This window comes from Actinokineospora spheciospongiae, assembly GCF_003182415.1.
GTDB classification, from domain to species: domain Bacteria; phylum Actinomycetota; class Actinomycetes; order Mycobacteriales; family Pseudonocardiaceae; genus Actinokineospora; species Actinokineospora spheciospongiae.
Genome location: NZ_QHCP01000003.1, coordinates 743,310 through 769,558, shown reverse-complemented (window position 1 = coordinate 769,558; position 26,249 = coordinate 743,310). Strand labels below are relative to the sequence as shown.

Annotated in this window: 23 protein-coding genes; 15 read left to right on the top strand and 8 right to left on the bottom strand. The window is 71.7% G+C overall.

From position 1 onward, the window contains the following. Nucleotides 1–239: 239 nt before the first annotated feature. Entirely contained in the window at nt 240–881 is a 642-nt protein-coding gene (locus DFQ13_RS10950; protein ID WP_035278230.1) for an LPXTG cell wall anchor domain-containing protein, read from the top strand. 56 nt (nt 882–937) lie between these two features. Here DFQ13_RS10950 and DFQ13_RS10945 read toward each other — a convergent pair whose 3' ends face one another. Further along, complete coding sequence (locus DFQ13_RS10945) at nt 938–1,411, bottom strand: Lrp/AsnC family transcriptional regulator (protein WP_110079657.1); 474 nt, start codon at nt 1,409–1,411, stop codon at nt 938–940. A 324-nt stretch (nt 1,412–1,735) separates the two neighbouring features. After that, on the bottom strand, nt 1,736–2,359 hold the full coding sequence (locus DFQ13_RS10940) for a TetR/AcrR family transcriptional regulator (RefSeq protein ID WP_181399916.1): 624 nt from the start codon (nt 2,357–2,359) through the stop codon (nt 1,736–1,738). Between the two features lie 31 nt (nt 2,360–2,390). On the opposite strand from DFQ13_RS10940, the gene DFQ13_RS10935 reads away from it, so the two are divergent. The 6 genes from DFQ13_RS10935 (at nt 2,391) to DFQ13_RS10910 (ending at nt 8,730) form a co-directional block, all read left to right on the top strand. After that, nucleotides 2,391–2,837, top strand: coding sequence for an HIT family protein (locus tag DFQ13_RS10935; protein ID WP_233438346.1), 447 nt, complete (start codon nt 2,391–2,393; stop codon nt 2,835–2,837). 65 nt (nt 2,838–2,902) lie between these two features. Continuing rightward, nucleotides 2,903–3,562 (top strand): Crp/Fnr family transcriptional regulator, encoded by a 660-nt coding sequence (locus DFQ13_RS10930; RefSeq protein WP_035278224.1) that lies wholly within the window; start codon nt 2,903–2,905, stop codon nt 3,560–3,562. 85 nt (nt 3,563–3,647) lie between these two features. Beyond that, entirely contained in the window at nt 3,648–4,442 is a 795-nt protein-coding gene (locus tag DFQ13_RS10925) for a hypothetical protein (RefSeq protein ID WP_146241192.1), read from the top strand. Beyond that, on the top strand, nt 4,435–6,378 hold the full coding sequence (locus DFQ13_RS10920) for a hypothetical protein (protein ID WP_035278222.1): 1,944 nt from the start codon (nt 4,435–4,437) through the stop codon (nt 6,376–6,378). Before DFQ13_RS10925 ends, DFQ13_RS10920 begins: the two co-directional genes overlap by 8 nt. Next, on the top strand, nt 6,372–7,349 hold the full coding sequence (locus tag DFQ13_RS10915) for a hypothetical protein (protein WP_146241191.1): 978 nt from the start codon (nt 6,372–6,374) through the stop codon (nt 7,347–7,349). Before DFQ13_RS10920 ends, DFQ13_RS10915 begins: the two co-directional genes overlap by 7 nt. 397 nt (nt 7,350–7,746) lie before the next feature. After that, complete coding sequence (locus tag DFQ13_RS10910) at nt 7,747–8,730, top strand: hypothetical protein (protein ID WP_052020496.1); 984 nt, start codon at nt 7,747–7,749, stop codon at nt 8,728–8,730. 1,373 nt (nt 8,731–10,103) lie between these two features. On the opposite strand, the gene DFQ13_RS10905 is transcribed toward DFQ13_RS10910, so the two are convergent. Then, nucleotides 10,104–10,700 carry a TetR/AcrR family transcriptional regulator gene (locus DFQ13_RS10905; RefSeq protein ID WP_110079654.1) on the bottom strand — a complete coding sequence of 199 codons (597 nt, stop codon included), beginning with the start codon at nt 10,698–10,700 and terminating at the stop codon, nt 10,104–10,106. Between the two features lie 82 nt (nt 10,701–10,782). On the opposite strand from DFQ13_RS10905, the gene DFQ13_RS10900 reads away from it, so the two are divergent. Next, nucleotides 10,783–11,718, top strand: a complete 936-nt coding sequence (locus tag DFQ13_RS10900; protein WP_063935882.1) for a sterol desaturase family protein — start codon at nt 10,783–10,785, stop codon at nt 11,716–11,718. 400 nt (nt 11,719–12,118) lie between these two features. On the opposite strand, the gene DFQ13_RS10895 is transcribed toward DFQ13_RS10900, so the two are convergent. Beyond that, complete coding sequence (locus tag DFQ13_RS10895; RefSeq protein ID WP_035279053.1) at nt 12,119–12,802, bottom strand: Crp/Fnr family transcriptional regulator; 684 nt, start codon at nt 12,800–12,802, stop codon at nt 12,119–12,121. Nucleotides 12,803–13,322: 520 nt separating this feature from the next. Between DFQ13_RS10895 and DFQ13_RS10890 the strand changes: the two genes are divergently transcribed. Further along, nucleotides 13,323–14,639, top strand: a complete 1,317-nt coding sequence (locus DFQ13_RS10890) for a helix-turn-helix domain-containing protein (RefSeq protein ID WP_084175311.1) — start codon at nt 13,323–13,325, stop codon at nt 14,637–14,639. A gap of 82 nt (nt 14,640–14,721) precedes the next feature. Here DFQ13_RS10890 and DFQ13_RS10885 read toward each other — a convergent pair whose 3' ends face one another. Beyond that, entirely contained in the window at nt 14,722–15,120 is a 399-nt protein-coding gene (locus DFQ13_RS10885; RefSeq protein WP_035279049.1) for a DUF3224 domain-containing protein, read from the bottom strand. Then, nucleotides 15,117–16,580 carry an MFS transporter gene (locus DFQ13_RS10880; protein ID WP_052020706.1) on the bottom strand — a complete coding sequence of 488 codons (1,464 nt, stop codon included), beginning with the start codon at nt 16,578–16,580 and terminating at the stop codon, nt 15,117–15,119. The genes DFQ13_RS10885 and DFQ13_RS10880 overlap by 4 nt, the downstream gene beginning before the upstream one ends. A gap of 255 nt (nt 16,581–16,835) precedes the next feature. On the opposite strand from DFQ13_RS10880, the gene DFQ13_RS10875 reads away from it, so the two are divergent. From DFQ13_RS10875 to DFQ13_RS10850, 6 genes are all read left to right on the top strand, one after another. Further along, the gene (locus DFQ13_RS10875; protein WP_035279046.1) at nt 16,836–18,359 is read left to right on the top strand and encodes an ABC transporter substrate-binding protein; all 1,524 of its coding nucleotides are present in this window, start codon (nt 16,836–16,838) and stop codon (nt 18,357–18,359) included. A gap of 10 nt (nt 18,360–18,369) precedes the next feature. Next, nucleotides 18,370–19,320, top strand: coding sequence for an ABC transporter permease (locus DFQ13_RS10870; RefSeq protein ID WP_110079653.1), 951 nt, complete (start codon nt 18,370–18,372; stop codon nt 19,318–19,320). A gap of 23 nt (nt 19,321–19,343) precedes the next feature. Beyond that, on the top strand, nt 19,344–20,189 hold the full coding sequence (locus DFQ13_RS10865; protein ID WP_233438345.1) for an ABC transporter permease: 846 nt from the start codon (nt 19,344–19,346) through the stop codon (nt 20,187–20,189). Further along, nucleotides 20,186–21,763 (top strand): ABC transporter ATP-binding protein, encoded by a 1,578-nt coding sequence (locus DFQ13_RS10860; RefSeq protein ID WP_110079651.1) that lies wholly within the window; start codon nt 20,186–20,188, stop codon nt 21,761–21,763. Before DFQ13_RS10865 ends, DFQ13_RS10860 begins: the two co-directional genes overlap by 4 nt. Beyond that, on the top strand, nt 21,760–22,854 hold the full coding sequence (locus tag DFQ13_RS10855) for an acyltransferase family protein (RefSeq protein ID WP_110079650.1): 1,095 nt from the start codon (nt 21,760–21,762) through the stop codon (nt 22,852–22,854). The genes DFQ13_RS10860 and DFQ13_RS10855 overlap by 4 nt, the downstream gene beginning before the upstream one ends. A 159-nt stretch (nt 22,855–23,013) precedes the next feature. Then, nucleotides 23,014–24,657 (top strand): lipase family protein, encoded by a 1,644-nt coding sequence (locus DFQ13_RS10850; RefSeq protein ID WP_110079649.1) that lies wholly within the window; start codon nt 23,014–23,016, stop codon nt 24,655–24,657. A 61-nt stretch (nt 24,658–24,718) separates the two neighbouring features. On the opposite strand, the gene DFQ13_RS10845 is transcribed toward DFQ13_RS10850, so the two are convergent. Together DFQ13_RS10845 and DFQ13_RS10840 are read right to left on the bottom strand one after the other, a co-directional pair. Beyond that, nucleotides 24,719–25,087 carry a nuclear transport factor 2 family protein gene (locus DFQ13_RS10845; RefSeq protein ID WP_035279040.1) on the bottom strand — a complete coding sequence of 123 codons (369 nt, stop codon included), beginning with the start codon at nt 25,085–25,087 and terminating at the stop codon, nt 24,719–24,721. 33 nt (nt 25,088–25,120) lie between these two features. Then, entirely contained in the window at nt 25,121–26,242 is a 1,122-nt protein-coding gene (locus tag DFQ13_RS10840) for a nucleotide disphospho-sugar-binding domain-containing protein (protein WP_110079648.1), read from the bottom strand. Nucleotides 26,243–26,249: the final 7 nt, after the last annotated feature.

Below are 26,249 nucleotides of genomic sequence, written 5' to 3'. Positions count from 1 at the left end.
TACCGCACGACCACCTGGATGCCGCCCCGATGCGTGACACTCAGCCAGCATCAATAGCCCATCTCACCCGTTCGAGCGATAGGTGCGCCCCCCTGTTCTTGATAACGAATACACCATCAGTGTCGACCCGGCTGCTGCGTCACCCATGTAGGTGGCTAGTCTCCCCGCCATAACGTCACGCGGCTTACGGGAGTCGGGGCTGCGGGCGACTTTTCCAGCACGAACCGAGGAGAGTTTCCGTGAGCACGTCCCGTTCCCGTGTCCTGGCCCGCACCGCGGTCATCGGCATCTTCGCGTCCACCGCCGTCTTCGGCCTGACCGGCGTCGCCTCCGCCCACGCGGGCAAGGTCAGCGCGTCGTGCGACAAGGAGACGTCCACCGTGACGGTCAACCTGCACGACTACACCCAGGGGTCGACCAACACCTGGACCCTGACCGACAACGGTGAGGAACTGGGCAAGGGCAGCTTCGGCAAGGGCCACCAGCAGACCTGGGACAAGCAGGACGCCACGATCAAGCACGAGTACGTGCTGACCGTGAAGACCAGCGACGACCCCACCGGTGAGAAGAAGTGGAGCTTCACCGCCAAGGCCGAGGCGGACGCCTGCAAGAAGGTGGTCCCCCCGACCACCCCGCCCGCGGAGACCACCACGCCGCCCGCGTCGACGACCACCCCGCCCGCGGAGACCACCGCCCCGCCGGTGACCACGACCACCTCGGCCGCCGTGTCGACCTCGCCCGCACCGGCCGCGGCCCCGGCCGAGGACGACCTCGCCGACACCGGCGCCAGCATCGCGCTGCCGCTGGCCATCGGTGGCGTCCTGGTCCTGGGTGGCGCGGGCGCGCTCATCGCCGTGCGCCGCCGCGCGAGCAACAACTGACCTGAGCCGAGGAAGGCCCGGACACCCGCTGCGGGGTCCGGGCCTTTCCGCGTCCGCTAGGCGAGCGGCGCCTGCACGACCCGGTCGATGGCCTCGAAGACCAGCACCGTGCTCACCGACATGACCTCGGGCCGGGTCTCCAGCCGCTCCACCAGCAGCTTGCGCAGGTGGTCGGTGTCGGGCACCGCGACCTGCACCAGGTAGTCGTCCGGGCCCGCGACGTGCATCATCGACACCGTCTCCGGCTGCCCGAGCACGTACTCGGTGAACGCCTCGGCGATCTGCGTCCGGTGCGGGCGGACCCGCACCGACAGCAGTGCGCTGATCGGCCTGCCGAGCGCGGACAGGCTGACCGTGGCGTGGAACCCGGTCAGCACGCCGCGCCTGCGCAGCGAGCGCACGCGTTCCAGCGCGGTCGACGGGGCGACCCCCACGATCGCGGCCAGCTCCTTGTTCTGCAACCGCGCGTCGCGCTGCAACTCGCGCAGGATGGCCACATCGATCGGATCGAGTTCGGCTGTGTGCGCCATCGGCGTCGCACCCCTCTCCGGCGGTGGGCGTCCCGTCGAGGTCTGTCCCCGACGGCAGGCCGCCGTGCACGGCGGTCCCGTGCGTGATTCGACGCGGTGGCGTGTTCGGTTTGGTGGAACCGCGATCGCGTCGAATCCGGTTCAACGGCGGTCGGGCGCGTCACACAATGCGCTGAACGGCGGTATGCCGGGCGGGCTCGGATCGCCACCCTGGGAGGCGGGTTTGTTGCTCACCCATACAAACATCCCCGGGCCGGTCACCCCGGGGAGCAGACCGCGGCGCGGCGGTGCAAGTCCCAGCACCGCCGCGCCGCACCCACACCGTCAGGGCGCGTGGGGCGCCAAGAGGTCCACGATGATGCGCTTGGTCTGCGCCAGGGTCTCCGGGTGTCCACCCGGGACGAGCCGGAACGCCAACCTGGTCAGCACGTCGCCGATGGTCACCGCCTGCAGCATGGTGGTGCGCAGCTCCGGCGAGGCCGGGAAGTCGAAGCGCGCGGTCAGCATCTGGGCGAACGCGGGCGAGAGCGGGTCCTCCACCCCCGCCGCGGTCGACTCCAGCTCACCGGAGGCGATCCCGGCACCGCTGAGCGCGCGGAAGCCGTCGTCACCGCGGCACATGTCCACGTAGATGTCGTAGGCGTGCTCCACCGCCTCCCGCCACCGGTGCGACGGCATGGCGGCGGTCTCCTCGTCCACCCGGCGCTGGTACCGCGCCGAGTTCCGCTCCACCACCGCCTTCATCACGGCCACCTTGTCCGGGAAGTAGCGGTAGACCGACCCGATGGAGACCTTGGCCGACTTGGCGATGTCGGCGGTGGTGGTACCCGCGAAACCCTTCTCGGTGACCACACGCGAGGCGGCGTCCAGAATCCGTTCGATCTGTCGGCTCGCCCGGTACTGCGTCGGAGCTCTGCGCACTTGGTACGGCGTGTCTGGAACGGTCACCGCACCATTGTGCCCAGAGTGTGATGAACCCATGGGCAGCCTGGAGGACCTGATGTCGCAAACGTGCTCGTTCTGTCGGATACTCGCTGGTGAGCTCCCCGCCGACGTGGTCCACGAGGACGACCGGGCGCTCGCCTTCCTGGACCACCGCCCCCTCTTCCGCGGTCACGTCCTGCTGGTACCCAAAACCCACCACACCATCCTGAGCGACCTGCCCGCCGCCGACGTCCCCGCCTTCTTCACCCTCGCCCAGCGGCTGGAGCGCGCCGTGGAGGACGGTCTCGGCGCGGACGGCTCGCTGGTGATGGTGAACAACATCGTCAGCCAGTCCGTGCCGCACCTGCACCTGCACGTGATCCCCCGGCACAAGAAGGACGGCCTCCGCTTCTGGCTCGGCCCCCGCCACCCGTACGACGAGGAGAACCCGGCGGCGGCGTACGCGGATAAGATCCGCGCCGCGCTGGCGGCGCAGGACTGATCCATTCGGGCGGAGGCTCAGTACTCCGGACGTACACAACACGCCCGACCGGTACAGCTTGACCCGTGACCAAGGGTTTTCGGCTGCTCGTCGGGGAACGCGTCTGGCAGGCACTTCGAGCGGAAAGCACACAACACGTGTTCCGGGCCGGGGCAACGATGCTGCGCCAGGGAGATCCGGGTGGATACGTCCTCATGCTGACCAGCGGTCGGGTGCGGGTGATGGCGCGGCAGAACGACCGGCCCGACCTGCTGGTGGCACTGCGCGGTTCAGGTGACCTCGTCGGGGAGCTGACCGCGGACCCGACGGGTGTCCGCACAGCCTCGGTCGTGGCGATCGACCACTGCACGGCGGGTCGTCTGCCATTCCCTGCGTTCAGGCGAATCCTCGCCGCACACGACCGCCAAGAGGCCTTCACCGACTACATGGTGTCCAAACTGTCCCAAACCGTGCCATTCCACGTGCAACTGGCGCAGTTCTCCCCCACCCAACGGCTCGCCCGCTTGCTGCTGGAGATCGTGGCCCTGGCCGACCCCGGTACCGCCGATCCGTCTCGAGTGCCACTGCCGCAGGAAACGATCGCCCATGCGCTCCACCTGTCCCGCAGCACGGTGGCGAAGGAGATCGCGGCACTGCGGGTGGAGGGCGTGCTCGCGCCCGGTCCGCGCCTGCGCGTACTGGACCGACGACAACTGGCGATCCTCGCCGTCGACCATCCGCTATGACCTGCGTCACCACCGGACTGTCCGCCGCCGGACAGTCCGGGACCGGCGGCCGGGCAACACTGAGCCCCCACCCGAGAGGAGCCACATGTCCCGCACAGCACCCGTCGAAATGCCACCGCACCGCGCCCTGCTGATCGTCGACGTCAAGGACTTCAGCACCCGGCCGGGCCGGTACCACGCCGAACTCACCGACCGGATTCCGTTGATCCTGCGGCAGGCCTTCCAGCGCTGCGGGTTGGTCGACATGTGGGACGAAACCAGGTTCAGCGGCGGCACCGGTGACGGCTACTACCTGGGCTTCACTTCGATGAAACTCCCGCTCCTGCTCAACCCCTTCCTCCCCGCGCTGCAGGAGGAACTCGACTACCGCAACACCTTGGCCGCGGCGGAGGCGCCGATGCGGATGCGGGTGAGCGTGCAGGTCGGACCGATGACAGACGACTCGATCTCTGACCTGAGCACCGGCAGCGGCGACGCGAGGGTGCAAGCCCACCGGCTCCTGGACGCCGAACCGGTGCGCGATCTCCTGACCCGCTCGACGCACAAGACCTGCGTCGCCGCGATCGTGTCGCAGGCCGCCTACGCCAACGCCGTCCAGGGTGGTTACACCGGCGAGTCCCCGGACGACTACGTGGCCACCCCGGTACGGGTCAAGCAGTTCGAGGGCATCGCCTACCTGCGGGTGCCCACGCCGACCGGGGATCTGTTGAAACAGGGGTTCGTCCCAGCGGAGGCACCGCCAGCGGCAGCAGTGGCGGAGAAACCCGGCGCGAACACGAGCAACACCATGAATTTCTCAGGTGCCAGCGGCACTTTCGTGGGCGTCAACCAGAACTCGACCAACCACGGCAAGCAGAACTACCGGGTGGGACATGACTGACGACCTCCCCGGCCGCACGCAGGGGACCATGGACTTCTCCAGCGCGAGCGGGATGTTCTCGGGGATCAACCAGAACTCCCCCAACCACGGCACGCAGAACTACATCACAGCCGCGTTGGACGGCGAGGCGTTGGCGTCGCTGCTGCGGCGGACCGCCCCGCAGACGGTGGCAGCGGACGGGCTCTCCTGGCTCCGCGCCAGGTTCGTCCGGCCCACCGGATTCGACGCGATGCTGAGCAGGGTGCGGCCGGAGGGCTCCACGCTGCTGCTGGGCGGCAAGTCGGGTGCGGGCAAGGAAGCGACCGCGCGGATGCTGCTGAGCCGCACGGAGGGAGAGCCCATTCGGCTCATCTCGGTGCAACCCGAGGACGGCGGCTCACTGATCGAACCGGACGCGGTGCTCAGCGGCGACAACCTGCTGCTCCACCTGTCCGAAGCAGACGAGAAGACGTTTGACGCGTGCTGCCGGAGACTGGTGGGGCTACGCGCGGAGGTGGCGGTGAAACGGGCTCGGCTCGTGGTGGTCCTGCCGCCGTGGGCCGAGCGCAGGCTGCCGCCCGACCTCCGCCCCCTGTGCACCGAGGTCGTGGCACCCGACCGGATCGCGGTGCTCCGATCGCACCTCGAGACCCACGACCTCGACCTGCGCGCCGACGAGGTGCCTGCTGACCTAAGAGGTCAGATAGAAGAACTGGGTATGGACGGGGTCGCCGAACTCGTGCACCACGCGGTGGCGACCGCGGGTGGGATCATCGAGCGCCTGCGCACGGCCTTGGCCGTCATCCATGAGCAGGCGTCCGCGGTGACGCGGATGATGTCGGACCTCGACACCCGCGCCCGAGCGCTCAGCGCGGCGCTGGCCCTGCTGGAAGGCGGATCGGTGGATGTGGTCGCCGCCGCCGAGCGGGAGCTGCTTGAGCAGGTGGAGTACACCGAAGAACCTGCGCCCCAACTCCAGGACGTTGGACTGACCATCCGGGCGAGCAGGTTGCAGGCAGTGGTCGAGCAGCGCAGGGTCCGCTTCGACAACACCTGGCGGGGTCAAGCGGTGTTGGCGCACCTCTGGGACGCGTACCCGCAGATGCACGCGGTGTTCGCGTCCTGGGTGTCGGCCGTGGGACTGGACCGGACCACCGACGACGCGGACCTGGAACGGATCACCGAGCGGTTCGTCAGCCAAGCGATGCGCGCCGGGTACGTCGATGACGTGCTCAGCGTGGTCGTGAACTGGGCAGACAAGCGCAAACCGCTGCGCGAGCAAGCACTGGCGCTGTTGGGTCGTGCTGCGGTCGACGACCGGTTCGGCTACCTGGCACGACGGCGCGTCTACTTCTGGTCGCGCGACCCAGCCCTCAGCCCAGCCCTGGCTGAAGCGGTGGTGGCGGTGTGCGAACGGGTGTTGGGTGTCGACTTCCCGAACCAGGCCATCGTCCGACTGCGATACCTCGCCGAGCACCCCGACGCCGCCACGGCCGCGCTCGCCACAGCGGCTCTCGTCCGGCTGACCGAGGACCGGCAGATGCTTCGCCGCTTCCTGGCGGACGGGGAGAGCACTACCAGGCCCGCGGTGTTCCGGGCAGTCGTGCGCCCGGAACGGCTCGTCTCAGCGGGGCCGGGTGGGAAGTCCCTGCTGGCGAACAGTGCGGTCCGCGCCCAGGTCGTGGCGGGGTGGCGGGCGGCGCTCGCGGACGAGGGCTGGGCGGACACCGCCATGACCTGGATGGCGACCGGCTCCCCCGCCGTGATGGATGTGCTGGTGACAGCCTGCGCGGGTGCCTGGGGTCCGCTGGCCGACCTCTTCGCCGCGAACCGGCGCCTGCTGCGCCTGTCACCGGAAGACGAGCGGGTCCGCCGAGCGGCGATCGACATGGAACGAAGGATTCAACTCGTCCGGGACCCCCTGGCAGTGGGAACGAAGGAGGAACAGCGGTGCTGACGGACAACAGGAAATTGGCGTTGGCGGGCCTGGGGTGCGCCTCAGTGGGGCTGCCACTGCTGTTGGCAGCGGCATTCGACCTCAGCGCGGGGGTGTGGATTCCACTGCTGGCCGTCGGCCTGATCGCCGCAGGTGTGATCGGCCGACGGCTGTACGAGCAGTGGACGCTGTCCGTGCGGCCGCACCGGGAGCCGCTGAGGGAACCCATACCGGAACCCGCACCGCAGCCGGTGGTCGAAGACGTTGTCGTCGAAGGCGTGCAACTGCGCTCCGCAGCGCCGGACTACCGGTTCACGTTCTCCTGTCGGGTCCACTGGCACTCACTGGTCCCGGGAACCCACGGCGACCGGGCGATCCGCTCGATCCTCGACCGCGCCGCCCGGGTGACCGCGTCGATCAGACCAGAAGAACTGGACGCGGCGGCCCGCGCCGTCACCGCCGAGGTGGAGGCGCGCCGCCCGGACGGCCACGGGGTGGGGACGTGGGCGAGTGAAGTCGTGTTGGCCCTCCCCGAGGAGGACGCGCGCAGACTCGCCCGGATGGCGGAACTGCGCAAAGACGAGGAGTTGTGGGACCGCGAGCGCGCCCAGGAACGCAACATGCGCAGGTACCTCACCGACGACGTCTTCGAGACCCCGGGCAGCGCGGTGGCGTGGTGGTTGGCGGGGCACCGCGCGGAACCGGTGCAAACCCTGGATCTGGCACCCACGCTCGCCCGGTTGTCCGCGATCATCCGCGGAGAGTTGGAACCCTCCTCGGTCACCTCGCCTGTGCTCGAACCGAAGAGCCTGTTCGAACGCATCTGTGACGTCGTCGATTCCGTCCACGAGGACCAGGGCAGGCGCTTGGTGCTGGTTCACGACCTGGCGCGAGTGCTCGACGGGAACGGGCAGAGCGCGCTGTCCGGTGAACTCAGGAACCGCTACGGAGTCGATGACCTGAGCATGGTCGTGGACGACGGGTCCGGCTGACACCGCTGTCGGTCGAGGTACGTGGGGCACGCTCCGTGGTGCGGTCATCCGCCGGTCGTCCCACCGGGTGCCGCCGCCTCGACCGACACCCGGTGATCACGTCCAGTCACAGGATTTTGCTCGCCCGCGGGCATCCGCCCGCGGGCGCCCGGCGGTCCGGTCCGGTGACGTCGTCCGATGACGGCGGGGCGGATTGAGCGGATGTGAGCGTGCAGTGTTGTCACCGGGCACCAAAGGCTCTGCGTGATCACCCGGTTCGGGAGCGTGGAACCGGCGGTATGTCCATCCCCCGTCCGGCCCAGCGTGCCGACCGGTGATGGGAGCAGCATTCGTATGTTCGAGCGAATGTCCAGGATGTGTCTACTCCTCGACGGCCGCAGCAGGTACCCACCTAGGTGTGGATTTCACCTCGCGCTGGCGCGCGCCCGCACTGGTGGTGGTCGTGGGACTGGCCCTGCCGTGGGCCCTGGGGCTCGCACTGGGCTGGGGCCGATGGCTGATCATGCTGGCGCTGCTGGTGTCGCTGGGGCTCAGCGGGCTGGTCGTCAAGCAGATACTCTTCCAGCGCGACCAGCGCGCGCTGCGCGACGAGGCCGCCCGGCGCCGCGCCGCCGCCGCGAAGCCGCCGACGCCGCCGCACTCCGAGCACCACGTGCCGTCGATCCCGGTGGACAGCGCGGAGCCGTACTACCGGTTCCTGCTCTCCTGCACGGTGTGCTGGGTGCCGCAGGAACAGGGCCAGCAGCAGCACGGCAACCTGCGCGGCCTGGCGGTGCACGCGATCCTGGAACGCGCCAGGGTCGTCACGATCACCGGCGCCCCCACCGACGTCGACGCGGTGCAGACCCGCCTGGCCGCCGAACTGGGCGCGATGCTCCCCGACCGCTCCGGCCAGGTCATCTCCTGGGCCGAGTCCATCGGCCTCACCGTCCCCGACGACGACGCCCGCAGGCTGGCCCGGCTCACCGAGCTGCGCAAGGAGAAGCAGGTCCGCCACCAGGAACGCGAACTGGAACAGCACGCCCGCGCCTACCTCGCCGAAGAGGTCCTCACCGACCCCGGCACGGCCGTCGTCTGGTGGCTGTCCCGACACCCGGAACAGGTCCGGGAGGCAGCGGAACTCCTCCCCACCTTCGCCCAGCTCACGGCGGCGGTCACCAAGACCGACCCCGACCCCCACTACCAGGCCGAGCGCCTGGACACCCCGACCCCCGACCGCCCCGCCCTGAGCGCCGTCGCCAACCCCGGCTGGCCCCGCATCACCGCCCACCAGGAAGAAGAACGCCGCCACCTCCGCCGCACCGACGACGACACCCCCGCCTGGCCCCGCGCCAAGGACCACGACGACCGGCCAGGGGAGGACACCTCCTCCGCCCGCTGAGCCACGCACCCCGAGGCCCGCCGTCCACGGACGGCGGGTCTCGTCGTCTGTCGCACCCGGACAGGAGGAGCGTCGTCCCAATGCGACACCGACACGCGAACCGGTCGATCGCGGCGGAATCAGTTGGAACAGCAGGGCAGATTCGACAAGGCGCAAGTGGACAACGCCCGACACAAGGCACAGCTCGACAAGGCATGGCCCGCAACGGCGAGGCGCCGCAAGCCGCGAGACGAGGCGCCGCCCGGCCCAGCGCGGCCCAGCCCGCGCGACACGGACAAGGCGGACCGAAGCAGGTTGGCAAGGCACGGCACCGCAAGGCCCAGCCCGACGCGGTCTGGCGCAGCACGGCGCGGCGCGAGGCAGCACGGCGCAGCCCGGCACGGCGCAGCCCGGCACGGCGCAGCCCGGCACGGCGCAGCCCGGCGCGGGGCAGCGCGGCACGGGGCAGCGCGGCACGGCGCAGCGCAGCGCAGCGCGGCACAGCACGGCGCAGCGGGCGCGGGGCGGGGCGGCGCGGCGCGGGGCGGCGCGGCGCGGCGCGGGGCGGCGCGGCGCGGCGCGGCGCGGGGCGGCGCGGCGCGGCGCGGCGCGGGGCGGCGCGGCGCGGGGCGGGGCGGGGCAGCGCGGGGCAGCGCGGGGCAGCGCGGGGCAGCGCGGGGCAGCGCGGGGCAGCGCGGGGCGGGGCGGGGCAGCGCGGGGCGGGGCAGCGCGGGGCGGCGCGGTCCGCTCTGGGGCGAGGTGGCGCGGGGCCGGGGCGAGACGGGGCGGCGCGGTGGGGCGGCACGGGGCAAGGCGAAGCGGCGCGAGGCGCGGCGCGGGACGGGACATGGCGAGGCGCGGGGCGCGGGACGACCCGGCCACCAGTTACGCCTACCCCCTCGGCGCAGCCGTCTGCCCTCTCGCCGCCGACCACCCCGAAAACCGCCAGCCCGGCGAGCCAACTGCCCGGGTGGGTGGAGGTGCTCGCCCAGCCGACCACCCACCAAACCGCCGGCCCGGCGAGCCAACTGCCCGGGTGGGTGGAGGTGCTTGCCCAGCCGACCACCCACCAAACCGCCGGCCCGGCGAGCCAACTGCCCGGGTGGGTGGATGTGTTTGGCCGGGGGTGGCGATCATGTGACAGCCTGCCTGGGCGGTGGGGCATCTTTTCAGCCCCACCCGGTCACACTGGAGCACATGATCGCCATAGGGGCCCCGGCCAAACACATCCACCCAGCCGGGCACACCCGCAAAAAATCCGGGCCTTGCAAGACCAGACCCGGCACCGCGAGGCGCGGCCCTGCAACGCATCGCGCGGCGTAGAGCGGCAAGGCGGGCAAGACAACGCGGGCGGGGCGGCGCGGAGCGGATGGCGTGCAGAGGCAGGGGCGGGATCAGGGGGCGAACAGGGCGGTGATGAGGCGTTCGCAGCGGTCGGTCATGTTCTGGGCGGATTCGGCGGGGTGGTCCTGCCACCAGCGGACCAGGGCCGTCACCGTGCTGAGCCAGACCGCGACCAGGGCGGAGGCGTCGGTGGGGTCGGTGTTGCCGCGTTCGGCCAGGAGGGAGCGGACGCCGTCGACCGCCATTTCGCTGAGGGTTTGGCGGTAGCCCCGGGCGGCGGCGGCTGCCGCGCTGTTCACCGGTGGGGTGAGGTCGTGGATCAGGGTCCAGTCGTGGGGGCGGGGGCCGAGGGCGGTGAAGACGGCGCGGAGGGTTTCGGCGGGCAGGCGCATGCCGGTGTGGGGCCTGGCGGCTTCGATGGAGGTGATGACGTTGTCGGCGCCTCGGCGGAGGCAGGCGATGAACAGGTCCTCCTTGGAGCCGAAGTAGCTGTACACCAGGGGTTTGGAGATGCCCGCCACGGCGGCGACGGTGGCGACCGAGGCGTTGGCGTAGCCGTGGCGGCCGAATTCCGCCACGGCGGCGTCCAGGATCTGGGGTTCCCGTTCCGCCCGGGGGACGCCCTTGGTGCCGGTGTGCGCGGTCATGCGACCGATCCTATCCAGCAGCCTGGGCAGGGAAGTGACTTCGCGGTAACTTACCTGGAGGTCAATTGCTTGGAGGTGGGACGTGCTCGACGCGCTGCGGCACCAGTTCGGCGATCCGATCGGTTACGCGCTGCCGGTGTTCCTCCTGTTCATCGGGGTCGAGCTGCTGGCCCTGCGGTTCCTCGACGACGAGCAGGCGAAGGGGTACCACGGGCGGGACACCGCGGCGAGCCTGTCGATGGGGGTGGTGAGCGTCGGGGTGGGGTTGTTCTTCCGGGCGGGGGCGTTGCTGCTTTACGTCGTGCTGTGGGAGCACGTGGCGCCGTGGCACGTGCCCACCACGTGGTGGTCGTGGGTGGTGCTGCTCGTCGGCGTGGACTTCCTGTTCTACTGGTACCACCGGTTCGCGCACCGGGTGCGGTTGGCCTGGGCCGCCCACCAGGCGCACCACTCCAGCGAGTACTTCAACCTCGGCACCGCGCTGCGGCAGAAGTGGAACCAGTGGTTCGAGGTGCTGGCCTGGGTGCCGCTGCCGCTGCTGGGCTTCTCCCCCTGGACCATCTACACGGCGTTCTCCGTCAACCTGATCTACCAGTTCTTCGTGCACACCGAGAAGGTCGACCGGCTGCCGCGGTGGGTCGAGGCCGTGTTCAACACCCCCTCGCACCACCGGGTGCACCACGGCAGCGACCCCGAGTACCTCGACCGCAACTACGCGGGCGTGCTCATCGTGTGGGACCGCCTCTTCGGCACCTTCCGCGCCGAGCGGCACCGGCCCACCTACGGCCTGACCAGTCCGGTCGGGACCTACGACATCGTCAGCCTCCAGTTCCACGAGTACGGGGCGATCCTGCGCGACGTCCGGGCGGCGGGCCGCTGGCGGGACCGGCTCGGGTACGTCCTGGGTCCGCCCGGGTGGCGTCCTGAGCACCGTAGGGGCGACGGCGGAATCCCGCACCCGGTTGTCCACAGACCCCAGCCCGGCGAGGTGGACGGGACCCCGGAACGCACCCCGTGAAGGCCCGCGAACGGCAAGGGCCCCGGCAGCTCGCGCCGCCGGGGCCCCGCGGCCCTCATCGCACGAGGGCGCGACGCCCGGTGTCCCGGCCGGTTGTCGCATGGCGATGAGGGCGTGGCGGCGGCTCCCGGGAATCGACCCTGCACGACACCGGGAGCACCGACCGGGGTCCATGCTCCTCGCCCCGGACCCCGGGCGGCAAACCCGGTCCCCTTTTCGGTGACGACGACCGCTCGATCGGGTGATGACAATTGTTGACAGAGTTGTCGACGACACCGTGGGAATTCGCCGTTTCCTCACCCGCGTGAGCGAGGAAAAACCGGACGGGTGATGCGGTTTCCCGAATTTCCCGGGCGATCGGCCGCGGGGCGCTTCACCGAATCGGAGCAGCGGGGTCCACCTACATGCGGTTGTCGAGGTAGGCGACCAGGCGCTCCTCGTCGATGCGCAGGAAGCAGCCCTGGCGGACCTCGACGATGCCCGCCTCGCGGAAGCGCTTGAGGAAGTGGCCGACCCGGGAGCGGGTGGTGCCGACCATCCCGGCCAGCTCCTCCTGGGTGATCTTCTCGTCGATGCGCAGCGTGCGGGCCTCGCGCTTGCCCAGCTTGCGCCCCAGGCTGAGCAGGGTGGAGCCGAGCCGCTGCTCGCTGTCGACGGTGACCAGGTCGCTGATGACCTGCTGCTGCTCGGCCAGGCGGGTGGCCATGTGGCGGACGAAGTCCTCCAGCAGGCCCTCGCGGCGCATGGCGACGAGGAAGGCGTCCATCGTCATGTACTGCAGCACGGTGGGGACCATGGCGATGGCGGTCTCCGCGCGGGGGCCGCCGAGCACGCACAGCTCGCCGAACAGGTCGCCCGCCGGGTGGATGGACAGCAGGCACTCCTTGCCGCCCTTGGAGTACATGACGGTCTTGATGCGGCCGGAGCGGACCAGGTACACCTGGTCGCAGCGATAGCCGCAGTTGTAGACGTTGGCGTTCTTGTCGACCCGGACCGACGGGGCGCTGAGCGTCTCCCGGGTGATCATCGATTCGAGCCGCTCGGCGAAGGACGTGCTGGACAGTGGCGCCAAGGTCGTCGACATGGCGAACCCCCTCGAAGCGCGGTCGGCCGGTGGTGCGGCGGTCGACCGGTCTGTGAGCATGGTGTGGGTGGTGACGCCCCTGGCGCGTATTCGCGGATCGGGACCGTGAACTGCTGAAACCTGGCGACTGCGGTGACGACAACTGTCACAACCCGGAGGTCGGGCCGCAGTGGGGCAGGGGGGTCGATCCATCCCGTCGACCGGGGGTGCCGCTGCTGGACCGGGGTGGCGTGAACCCCTACTTACACCAGTCAATCCGGCGTACTACGTACTGGAGGTCAGATCCAGGGCCAGTCAAGGGTTCGCGCCCGCTCACCGGATGCTGGAACGCCCGACTTGACAGAGGTAAGTTCGACCTGGGTTGCGGTAGAGTCGACACCTAAGCTTCCAGCGTCGGAGGGGGTGACATGGACCAGGCCGAAGCCCACGAGGGCCAGCGATGCGGTCAACACGGCGGTGGCAATGGTCTTCATGACTTCCTCCGGGGCTTGTTGACTTGAGTCAGTGACTAGAGGAAATCATGAGTCAGCAACGGAGTCAACAATTGTCAGCACCATTGCGTGCGGGTAAGGTCTCCCAGCCTGAGTTCGGTCAACGGCTCAGGGAGCTGCGGCTGCAGCGCGGGATGTCGCAGCGCGACCTCGTCGCCGACGGCGGCACGGTCAGCGCCAGCTACGTCTCGCTGCTGGAGGCGGGCAACCGGGTGCCCACCCTGGAGGTGGTGCACCAGCTCGCGCGCACGCTCGGGGTGCGCCCCCGCGACCTGGCGGGCGACAGCTGGCCCGACGACGGCGCCCCGCCGACCCCCCGGACCAGCGAACATGACTCCGGTCAACTGATGACCCGCATCCTCACCCAGTCCGCGTTCGCCTCCGGCGACCTGGTCGACGCCCGCCGCCACGCCGAGGACGCCTTCGACCGGGCCCGCCAGCACGGGGAGTCCACTTCGATCATCGAGAGCGGGATGTCGTTGCAGCGCATCCTGGGCATGACCAACGAGCACCGGCAGCGGCTGGCCGTCCTCGACGAGCTGGCCAAGGTGGCCGACACCGCGGGCCTGGAGACCATCCAGCTCTCCATCAGCATCGACCTGGCCACCGCGTGCCGCGCGGTCGGCGAGCTGAACCGGGCGCGGGCCCTGCTCAGCGAGACCCAACACGCCCTGGTGGTCAGCCCGCTCGCGGGCACGGCGGAGGAGGTCCGGCTCTACGCGGTGCAGATCTCGGTGCTGTGCGACCTGGACGAGTCACCGCTGGCGCTGGACCTGATCGACCCGATGCTGGCCGCGGCGACCACCCTGGACTCCCCGGCCACCTCGGGGCGGGCGTACTGGACCGCGGCGGTGGCCCTGGGCCGCGCCGGGATGCGCGCGGACGCGCTGAGCCACCTGGAGAAGGCGCGCGACTCGCTCAACGGGTCGATGCCGGTGCAGGACTGGCTGCGGTTCTGCCGGGCGGCGGCGTCGATCCAGCTCGACTGCGGCGGCGACCTGGAGGAGGTGCGCAAGCTGATCGCGGACGCGCGCAGCGCCCAGCGCACGCTGAGCATGTCGACCGACCGCGACGAGGTGGACAGCCTCCAGGCGCGGTTCGAACTGGCCTCGGGCGCCCCGCGCGAGGCCATGCGGATCTCGCAGGCGGTGCTCGACCGGGCCGAGGTCGCGGGCTACGAGCTGCTGCGGCTGCGCCGGACGCTGGCGCTGGCCGCGCAGGAGGCTGGTGAGGTCGAGGTGGCGATCGCGTCGCTGCGGACGCTGGCGGCGGATGCGGAGGACGAGGGCGCGCTGTCGATCGCGGTGTGGGCGTGGAAGCGGCTGGAGTCGTTGCGGGACAGGTGAGACCGCGGCGGTGAGGGGGACCGCCGAGAGCCACCCCAGGGGACGTGCGCCGTCCGCCCGGGGTGGCTTCGTCGTCGTCGGACTAGGCCGTGAAGTCGTAGTCCAGTGTGTACTCGGCGGTGGTGGCGTCGACCGCGGTCACGGTCCCCTTGCCGCGCAGGCCGACCAGCTCGCCGGTGCCCGAGCCGGGCACGACGAACCAGGTGGAGGTGGGCGGGCCGCCGTCGACGACGCCCTCGGTCTGCAGGACGAACTGGCCCGCCTTGCCGTCGAGGGTGCCGGTGATCCGCTGCAGGCCCACGAAGCTGGCGTAGTTCTCCGGGTAGACCAGCAGGTAGGTCAGGGTCCCCTCGCCGACGATGGTGCCCTCGAAGGTGTTCTTCACGTCGGCCTTGGCCAGCGCGGGCACGCCGTCGCCGGTGTCGTAGGGGGCCTCGTCCCACACGGAGGTGATGAACTTGCCGGTGGCGGTGGTGCTCATGCGGTTTCCTTCTCTTCTTCGGGAACGGCTGCCGGTGCGTGCGGGACGCGCAGCACGGCCGCGCAGACCAGCAGCGCGAGGACCGCCAGGCCCGCACCGGTGAGGAACACGCCCTGGAAGCCGCCGATGGCCTCCGGGGTGGGGGTGGACAGCGGCAGCATCGGGATCTCGCCGGTGAGGCCCGAGGCGATGGTCAGCACGGCGATGCCGATGGACCCGCCGATGAGGACGGCCACGTTGAACAGGCCCGACACCGCGCCCGCGTCGCGCGGGTCGACGCCGGAGGTGGCCGAGATGGACAGCGGCACGAACGTCAGGCCGATGCCCAGGCCCGCCAGCACCGTCGGGCCGAGGACGTCGCCGACCCAGGACCCGTCGACCGGCACCTGCGACAGCCAGCCCAGGCCCGCGATGATCAGCACCAGTCCGGGCACCAGGGCGGCCTTCACCCCGCGAGCGGCGATGATCTTGTTGGCCAGGGTGGTGGTGACGGCCAGCGCGGCGATGAGCGGCAGGTAGGACAGACCGGTCTGGATGGCGCTGAAGCCCAGGACGTTCTGCAGGTACAGGGTGACGAAGAAGAAGTACCCCATCTGCGTGGTGCCGAACAGCGCGGTGGCGCCGAGGGAGCCCGCGGTGTTGCGGTTGGCGAACAGGCTCATCGGGATCAGCGGTTCGTGGTGGCGCTTCTCCACCGCCACGAACACCGCCAGCAGCAGCGCGCCGAGCACGAGCAGCCCGACCGAACCCAGGTCCAGGCCCGCTCCGCCGTGCGCGCCGAGCAGGGCGTAGGTGATGACGAGCAGCGCGGCGGTGATGGTGATCGCGCCACCGGCGTCGAGGGAGGGCCTGCTGGCCGCCCTGCTCTCCTTGAGCACGAACGGGGCGAGCGCCACGATGGCCAGGCCGACCGGCACGTTGATGTAGAAGATCCACCGCCAGTCCACGGTGGAGGTGAGCACGCCGCCGATGAGCAGGCCGAACAGCGACCCGCCCGCGCTGGCCCCGCCCCAGGCGGCCAGCGCGCCGTTGCGCTCGGCGCCCTCGCGGAACGAGGTGATGATCAGCGACAGCACGGCGGGGGCGGCCGCGGCGGCGCCGATGCCCTGCAACGCGCGGGCCAGCACCAGGACCACCGGGTCGCCCGCGAGACCGCAGAGCACCGAGGCGGCGGTGAAGACGGACACGCCGGTCATGAGCACGAGCCTGCGCCCGTACACGTCGGCGAGCCGCCCGCCCAGCAGCAGGAGACCGCCGTAGCAGAGCATGTAGCCGTTGACGACCCAGGCGAGGCTGGTGCCGGTGAAGCCGAGGTCTTGCTGGATGCTGGGCAGCGACACGTTCACGATGGTCGCGTCGATCTGGATCATGAACTCGGCCAGCAGCAGGGTCAGCAGGACGATCTTCCCCGCCGTCGCCACCGGTGACGGCGGAGCCGCCCGCTCGAAGGTGTCGGTCATACGGTCTCCCCTGGAGTGGTCACGCGCGGTCGCGCAAGAGGGACCGAGCGTATGGGCGTACCCGGTACGGGCAATGCTCAGAACTGAGCACCCGGAGGTGTGATCACCGCCGAATGGCCCAGCCCTGCCCGTCCGGGTGGCCCGGGTACGCCGAACGTGTCCGACCTGCGCAGATTTGCGCAGACCGTGACAACCGTGCGCACCCACCATCGGGGGCCAGTCCACCCCGGTCGTCCGTGCGAGGAGCCACAGCACATGTCTGCCACCAACATCGACCGCCGCCGATTCCTGCAGTTCTCCGCGCTGGCCGCTGGTGTCCTGGGCACCGGGGCGCTGACCGGCTGCGCCTCCCGGGCCTCCAGCACCACCGCCGGTACCGGCACCGACCGCCTGCGCATCGGCATCGCCGACGCCACCAAGAGCACCGCGTTAGACCCGCGGGCCATCGGCTACGGCGCCAGTCTCATGGTGCTGCACCACGTCTACGACTCGCTGATGTTCATCGACGGCGGCAAGTACGCCTACGGCCTGGCCGAGTCGGTCACCCCGAACGCCGACGCCACCAAGTGGACGATCAAGATCCGCCCCGACGCGAAGTTCCACAGCGGCAGGCCGGTGACCGCCGCCGACGTGGCGTTCAGCCTCCAGACCATCGGAGCGCCGAAGTCCACCCGCAGCTCGGTCTACGCCGACGTCGACGGCGCCAACATCAAGGCGCTGGACAAGACCACGCTGGAGGTGCCGCTCAAGCGCCCGCGCGGCGACTTCCGCGAGGCCGTCCTGGTGATCTTCTCCGTGGTGTTCCCCGAGGGCACCACCGACTTCACCAAGGTCGACGGCTCCGGCCCGTACACGCTCGACACCAACGACGGCAAGAACGTGGTGCTGCTGGCCAACAAGGGCTACTGGGGCGCCAAGCCGCCGCTGACCCGGCTCGACATCGCCAGGATGGCCGACGCGCCCGCCCGGCTCAACGCGCTCAAGGCAGGCGAGATCGACTACGCGGTGGGCATCTCCGCCACCGGGGCCCAGGCCGAGCGGGCCAACCAGGGCATCGAGCTCAAGCGCGGCGGCGCGGCCAACTCCAACGGCCTGTCGTTCAGCATGAACGTCAACCTCAAGCCGTTCGACGACCCGCGGGTGCGCCGGGCCGTCCGGCTCGCCGTGGACCGCAAGGCGCTGGTGGACAACTCCCTGCTCGGCCTAGCCACCCCGGGCAACGACGTGATCGGCCTCGGCCTGCCCGGCTACGCCGACCTGCCCGAGCGCACCCAGGACCTCAACGGGGCGCGGGAGCTGTTCCAGCAGGCCGGGGTCAGCGAGCTGACGCTGCGCATCGCCGAGCTGGTGCCGGGTCTGGTCGGCGCGGCGCAGCTCTTCGGCCAGCAGCTCGGGCAGGCGGGGGTGAAGCTGAACCTGGAGCAGGTCCCGGCCGACACCTACTACGCCGACCTGTCCTCGCTGGCGAAGACGCCGTTCCAGGGCTTCTACTACCTCAACCGCCCGGCCGCCGTGCACCTGGCCGCGGTGACCAACGCCAAGGCCCCGTTCAACGTGACCGGCCAGGGCGCCGACCACCAGAAGCGGCTCACCGAGGCGCAGAGCACCGTCGACGACACCGCGCGCGCGGCCAGGTTCGCCGACATCCAGCGCCGGTTCCACGACGAGGGCGGCGACGTGCTCTGGGGCTTCCAGGAGCAGGTCGACGCGGCCCGCCCCGGCGTGCGCGACGTGCAGGTGCGCGACTCGCTGCCGCTGTTCATGAAGGCGTCCGCCTGAGGAGGCAACCGTGAGAGCACTGTTGTTCCTGGCAAGAAGACTGCTCGCCGCGGCGGGCACCCTGCTGGCGGTGTCGATCGTGCTGTTCGCGGGCTCGGAGGTGCTGCCGGGGGACGCGGCGGCGGCCTCGCTGGGCACCAACGCCACCGCGGAGCAGACCGCCGCCGTCCGCGCCGAACTCGGCCTCGACCGGCCGCTGGCGGTGCGGTACGCGGAGTGGGTCGGCAACGCCGTGCGGGGTGACCTCGGGGACAGCATCGTCGAGCGCGCCCCGGTCACCGAGATCGTGGCGATCCCGCTGGCGGACACCGCGCTGCTGACCGTCCTCGCCGCGCTGGCGACCATCGTGCTGGCCACCGCGATCGGCCTGGCGGCCGGGCTGCGACCGGGCAGCAGGCTCGACCGGGTGCTCTCCAGCGGCGCGCTGGTGGCGGTGTCGGTGCCCCAGTTCGTCATCGCCGGGCTGCTGGTGCTGCTGTTCTCCACCGTGCTCGGCTGGTTCCCGGCGGTGTCGCTGATCCCGGCGGGCGGGGCGCCGCTGGACCGCCCGGAGATCCTGGTGCTGCCGGTGGCGGCGCTGACGATCTTCGCCGCGGCCTGGGCGTCGCGGCTGATCCGGGCGATCGTGATCGACGCCGACACCGCGCCGAACGTGGAGGCCGCCCGGCTGGCCGGGCTGCCGGAGTCGGTGGTCATCCGCAGGCACCTGCTGCCCGCCACGGTCGGCCCGGCCGCGCAGGCGTTCGCCTGGCTGGCCAGCGCCCTGTTCGGCGGCACGGCGGTGGTGGAGCAGATCTTCAACTACCCGGGCCTGTCCGAGACGCTGGTCAGCGCTGTGCGCCACCACGACACCCCGGTGCTGGAGGGGGTGGGGCTGCTGCTGGCGGCGATCATCATCGGGTCGCTGGTGGTCGCCGACCTCATCGGACTCCTGGCCAACCCGAAGCTGAGGACGGCATGACACCCGCGGCGCAGACACCCCCCGTGCAGACACCTCCCGCACAAACGCTGACCCGGGCCGTGGCACCCGCCCCGCCGGGGAACCGGCGCAGGCTGGTCGGCCTGCTGTTCCTGGTGCCGGGCATCCTGGTGGCGGGCCTGGCGATCATCGGCCCGTGGCTCACCGGCGCGGACCCGCAACTGATCGTGGCACCGCCGTACACCGAGGCCGGGCCGGGGCTGCCGCTGGGCACCGACGCCACCGGCCGGGACGTGTGGGTGCGGATGCTGACCGGCGGTCGGCCGCTGATCGTGATCCCGGTGCTGGCGACCGTCGCCACCGCCGTGCTCGGCACCGCCCTGGGCGCCGCCGCGGGCTACCTCGGCGGCTGGTTCGACGCGGTGGTGTCCCGGTTCGACGCGCTGTTCCTGGCGTTCCCGCCGATCCTGGCCATGCTGATCCTGCTCAACGGCTGGGGCTACTCGCCGGTGACGCTGATCGCCGCGGTGGTCGTGACCGGGGTGCCGTTCGTGTCCAGGGTGGCCAGGGCGGCCACCGCGCAGATCGTCCACAGCGGGTTCGTCGACGCCGCCGCCGCGCTCGGCGACGGGTCGGCGGCGATCCTGGTCCGCGAGGTCCTGCCGAACATCGCCCGGCCGATCCTGGCCGACGCGGGCACCCGGCTGGCCATCGCCATCACCCTCACCGCCTCGGCGGGCTTCCTCGGCTTCGGCCCGGACGCGCCCAACTGGGGCGCGATGATCAGCGAGAACATGGAGGGCATCACCCTCACCCCGTGGGGCGTCGTCGCCCCGGCGCTCGGGCTCGCGATCCTCGCCGTCTCCACCAACCTGGCCATCGACCGACTCGCGGGAAAGATCGGCACATGATCGAGATCACCGACCTGACCGTCGCCGACACCTCCGGCCGCGCCGTGCTCGACCGGGTCTCGCTGCACGTCTCCCCCGGTGAGCGGGTGGGCATCGTGGGCGAGTCCGGCTCCGGCAAGACCACCCTGGCCACCGCCCTGCTCGGCGCGATCCGCCCCGGCCTGCGCGCGGCGGGCGGCACCGTCACCTTCTCCGGCACCGACGTCCTCGCCCTCGACCGGCGCAGGCTGCGGGCGCTGCGCCGCGAGTCGATCGCCTACCTCGGGCAGGACCCGGCCACCGCGCTCACCCCGACCCTGCGGGTGGGCGGGCAGGTGGCCGAGCTGGCCACCGACCCGTCCCCGGAGTCGGTCGCCCGGCACCTGGCGGGCGTCGGCCTGCCCGGCGACCGGGCGTTCCAGCGGCGCTTCCCGCACCAGCTCTCCGGCGGGCAGCAGCAGCGGCTGGCGCTGGCCCGGGTCCTGGCGGGCGACCCGGAGCTGCTGATCCTCGACGAGCCCACCACCGGCCTCGACGCGATCACCCAGGACCTGGTGCTGCGCCAGATCGAGGAACTGGCCGCCGCGCGCGGCATCACGCTGCTGTTCATCACCCACGACCTCGTCGCCGCCGCCCGCCTGTCCGACCGGCTGGTGGTGCTGCGGCACGGCCGGGTGGTGGAGGAGGGCCCGCTGGCCTCGACGCTGTCGGCGCCGCGGCACCCGTACACGCGGGAGCTGGTGGCGGCGGTGCCGGACGTGGCCGAGGCGTTCGAGAAGTACGGGCACTCGGTGTTCGAGACGTCGCGGGCACCGCTGCTGGAGGTCCGCACCCTGGTCGCCGGGCACGGACGGGGCCGCAAGCGGGTCACCACCGCGCGCGAGGTGTCGTTCACCGTCGAGCGCGGCGAGTGCGTGGCGCTGCTCGGCGAGTCCGGCTCCGGCAAGACCACCATCGCCCGGTGCGTCAGCGGCCACCACCGCCCCGACTCCGGCGAGGTCGTCGTGGACGGGGAGGTCCTGCCCGACGTGCGGTCGCGGACCCTGGCGCAGCGGCGCAAGGTGCAGTTGGTGCCGCAGGACTCGGCGGGCTCGCTCAACCCCCGCCGCACGGTCGGCGCGGCCATCGCCCGGGTGCTCAAGGTGTTGCAGGGCCTCACCGGGGCCGCGGCGGAGGCGGAGACCGCCCGGCTGCTCGCGCTCGTCGGCCTGCCCGCGGAGATGGCCGGGCGGCTGCCCCGGCAGCTCTCCGGCGGGCAGCGGCAGCGGGTGACGATCGCCCGCGCCCTGGCCGCCGGACCGGACCTGCTGGTGTGCGACGAGATCACCTCCAGCCTGGACGTGCGGGTGCAGGCCGGGGTGCTGGACCTGGTGGCGTCGCTGAGCGAGTCCGAGGGCCTGGGCGTCGTGCTGATCACCCACGACCTGGGGGTGATCGCGCGGATGGCCGACCGGGTGCTGGCGCTGCGCGGCGGCGAGGTGTGCGAGCAGGGCACGGTGCACGAGGTGCTCGGCGAACCGCGGCACGAGTGGACCGCGGCGCTGGTGGCGGCGGTGCCGTCGCTGCGCGCCGAACTGGACGCCCGCGTCGCATGAGCGGCACCCGGCTGCCGTCGCTCACCGGGCTGCGGTTCGCCGCCGCCCTCGCCGTCTTCGCCTTCCACGCCGCCATCGAGGGCGTGTTCGCCGACCCCGGCCTGGGCGCCGGGCTGGGGTCGGCGGTGAGCCGGGCCGGGTTCTTCGGGGTGGAGTTCTTCTTCGTCCTCAGCGGTTTCGTGCTCACCTGGAACCACCGGCCCGGTCGGGCGCGGTCGTTCTGGTGGCGCCGGGCGCGCAAGGTGTACCCGAACCACGTGGTGACGTGGGTGGCGGCGGTCGTGCTGATGGCGGTGGCCGGGCAGGCGGTGGTGGGCTGGCAGGTGCTGCCGAACCTGCTGCTGGTGCACGCCTGGGTGCCGGTGCCGGAGGTGCTGTCGAGCGCGAACATCGTCGCCTGGTCGCTGGCCTGCGAAGTGGTGTTCTACCTGCTGTTCCCGCTGCTGCACCGGGTCGTGGCCGGGGTGCGGCGGCTGTGGTGGTGGGTCGGCGGCGCGGTCGCGCTGATCTTCCTGCTGCCCGTGGTGGCGCTGGTGTTCCTGCCGGGCGACCCGGTGGTGGCGACCCCGGGCGGGCCGGTGCCGTTCCACGCCGTGTGGTTCGTCTACCTGTTCCCGCTCGCCAGGGTGCCGGAGTTCGTGCTCGGGATGCTCGTCGCCCGCCTGGTCCGCGACGGGCGCTGGACACCGCCGTCGCTGGGCGTCTCGGCGCTGCTGGCCGGGTTGGCGTACCTGGCGGCGTTCACCGTGCCGTACCTGTGGTCGAAGGTGGCGGTCGGCGCGGTGCCGCTGGCGCTGGTGATCGCCTCGGCCGCGGTCGCCGACCTGCGCGGCTCCCCGTCGCCGCTGCGGTCGCGGGCGTTCGTGTGGCTCGGGGAGGTGTCGTTCGCCTTCTACCTGGTGCACCGGCTGGTCCTGGTCACCGGGCACTCGCTGCTGGGCGGCGGGGCGTGGGGCGTGCTCGGCGGGGTGGCGTTCCTGGTAGGCGCGCTCGGGGTCTCGCTGCTGCTGTCGTGGGCGCTGTACACCGGTGTGGAGCGCCCGCTGACCCGACGAGTTGTCACGAACGGGGAAAAAGCCCGCCGGGGGTGACAAGTTCTTCCCGGTGTTGACGGCACCCTTGACCTGCGGTAACGGGCGTCAATAGCGTCCGTGGGACGGTTCGGTTAGGGGAATGGGGTTGCAGTGGTGGGTGTCCGAAGGCGTGCACTCGGGGTTCTGCTCGCGGCGGCCGCCGTCGTGGGTGGGGCCGTGGCGTTCGTCCAACCGTCCGCGGTCGCCGCGGGCGGACCGGGAACGCTGGTCAGCTCGACCCCGCTCGCGGCCGGGCAGGTCCCCGCCGGGGCCGGGAGCGGCTACAAGATCCTCTACTCCTCCACCGGCGTCGGCGGCGCCGCCACCGACGTCAGCGGACTGGTCTACCTGCCGCAGGGCACCCCGCCCCCGGGCGGCTGGCGGGTGCTGTCGTGGGCGCACGGCACCACCGGCCTCGGCGACCAGTGCGCGCCCTCGGCGCTCGGACCCGACGGCTACCTCTCCGGCTGGCTCAAGGCCGGGTACGCGGTGGTGGAGACCGACTACGCCGGTCTCGGCACCCCGGGCAGCCACCCCTACCTAGACGGCAAGGTCGCCGCGCACGGGGTGATCGACGCCGTGCGGGCCGGGCGGGAGCTGGACCCGGGGCTGTCGGCGCACTGGTTCGTCGCCGGGCAGTCCCAGGGCGGGCACGCGGCGATGTTCACCGGGCACGAAGCCGCCGCCTACGCCCCCGAGCTGGACTTCCGCGGCACCATCGGGCACGGCGTGCCGTCGAACCTGAGCTACTTCGTCTCGCTGATCGGCCCCACGTTCCCGCCGTCGCTGATCGGCACCGGGACCAAGACGCTGATCGCGTTCATCCTCGCCGGGATGCGCACCGCCGTGCCCGACTTCGACCTCGACTCGTACCTGACCCCGCTGGGCCGCGACGTCGTGGGCAAGGCCGACACGCTGTGCAACGGGGCGCTCGGCGCGCTGATGGCGCAGACGAACCTGGCGGACATGTTCACCAAGGACCTCGGCCCGGCGTTCCAGCAGGCCTGGGGCGCGGTGTTCGACGTCCCGGTCACCGGCTACGACAAGCCGATCTTCATCGCCCAGGGCGCCCAGGACGACACGGTGCCGCCGTCGCTGACCGGCCAGCTCGTCACGGCGTTGCAGCAGAACAACCAGCCGCTGACGTTCACCTCCTACCCGAGCGGCCACGGCGGCACGCCGGGCACGGCGCTGCCGGACGCCCTCGCGTTCGCCGACCGGCTGTTCGCGGGCATCACCGACCCGACCACCCCGCCCACCACCCCGCCGACGACCCCACCGACGACACCGCCGACCACCCCGCCCGCGCCGGGTCCGGCGGACGTGAAGGCCACCGCGGACCGGGCCCCCGACGCCGACGGCTGGTACCGCGCGCCGTTCACCGCGAAGTGGTCGGCCACCGCCGCGGCGGGCATCGCCTCCTGCACCACCACGGCCTACCCCGGCCCGGACACCGCCACCGGGTCGCTGACCGGCACCTGCACCGACAACAACGGCAAGAGCGCGGACGCGGCGTTCGCCTTCAAGTACGACGCCACCGCGCCGACGGCGACCATGACGAGCGGCGGCTACGTCCGCTCCGGCGCTCCCGTCGCGGGCACCGCCGCCGACGCCACCTCCGGCGTGCGCGAAGCCGCGGTCACCTTCGCCGACCTGATGGGCAAGCGCGTCACCCGCCCGGCCACCTGCGCCGCCGACTGCACCACGTGGACGGCGCCGACCGCCGGCCTGCGCGGGTTCTACCTGGTGTCCGCGTCCGCCGTGGACGCGGCGGGCAACGCGGGCGCGGCGAGCGCGGCCAGGCTGGTGCTGGTCCTCTAGAACCGGACAACGCGAAACGGCCCGCCCGGGACCACCCGGGCGGGCCGTACGCGTTCCAGGGCTACCAGAAGGAGACGGCGCCGCCCTCGACCGCGCCGAAGATGCGCCACAGCATGCCGTCCTTGACCACGTAGGCGCCGAACGCGACCTCCGTCGTGCCCTTGATGGTCATGGTGCTGCGGGTCATGATCGTGTCGCCGCTGTGGATGTACTCGTCCATCGAGACGAACTCGACGCCCAGGGCCCAGTACCGCTCCAGCACCTCCCGGATCTCCGCGCGACCGCGCAGGACGCCCTGGAAGCGGGCCCACTCGGCGTCGGGGTGGTACAGCTCGACGAGGGCTTCGAAGTCGCCCCTGGCGGTCGCCTCGGCCATGGCGGCGAAGACGGGGTGGACGTCGGGGGTGGTGGCCGTGCTCGTGGCGGTCATCCGGTGCTGCTCCTCGGGGGTGGGGTACGGAACTCAGGCGACCAGGGTTTCCAGCTTCCTGGCCAGGTGGGCGGGGGTGGGCATGTGCGCCATCTCCAGGCGGATGTCCCTGGCGGACTTGATCAGGGCCTCGTCCTCCAGCAGCCGGGTCAGCTCGGCGGCGGTGACGTCGCGCAACGACCCCTCGATCGCCCCGCCGCGCTCCACGGCCGCCTTGGTGTTGGCGAACTGGTCGGCGAAGGCGGGCATGAGCATCTGCGGGATGCCCGCGTGCAGGGCGGTGAACGTCGTGCCCGAACCGGCGTGGTGCACGACCGCGTCGGAGGTCTGCAACAGCGCCGTCAGCGGCACCCACCCGCCCAGCTTGACGTTGGCGGGCAGCGGGCCCAGCGCGTCGTAGTCGACCTTGCCCAGGGCGAGGATGAACTCGGCGTCGACCGAGGCCGCCTCCGACACCAGGCGGCGCACCGGTTCCACGCCCACGCGCTTGAGCAGCATCGTCCCGAAGGTCACGGTGATCCGCTTGCGCTCCGGCTTGTCCAGCAGCCAACGGGGGATCTCCCCGCCGCCGTTGTGCGGCATGTACCGCACGTTCCAGCCGTCGGACTCGGCCATGGACTCCGGCGAGACGTCCACGTTGAGCCGCACCGACGGCAGGCCGCCGATGCCGTGCCGCTCGCGCAGGTCGGCCATGTCGGCGAACTGCTGGTCCTCCAGGTCCCTGGTGCGCATGAACCCGATGCCGTGGCTGACCGCGGGCACGCCCAGCTTCGCCGCGGCCACCAACCCGGCGGGCCAGAGCTGCGAGTACACCACCAGGTCCGGCCGCCAGGCGGTGGCGATGTCGATCAGCCCGTCGCCGATGGGGCCCGCGCCCATCCGCGCCCACAGGAACGACGGGCCCTCCATCTCGGTGAACGGCTTCGCCGCCAGCTCCCGCACCAGGTCGGCGTGGTCGCGCTCCAGGTCCCGGCGGGCCTGGTTCATGTCGAACCCGGGGGCGATGTCGGCCACGTGCAGGCCGGTGGGCTGCACCAGGATGTCGCGGGTGGTGGCCAGCAGGACCTCGTGCCCGGCGGCGCGCAGGCCCCAGGCCAGCGGCACCAGGGGCGCCATGTGCGACGGGTGTGGATTGGGTGCGAACAGGACGCGCATGGGACCC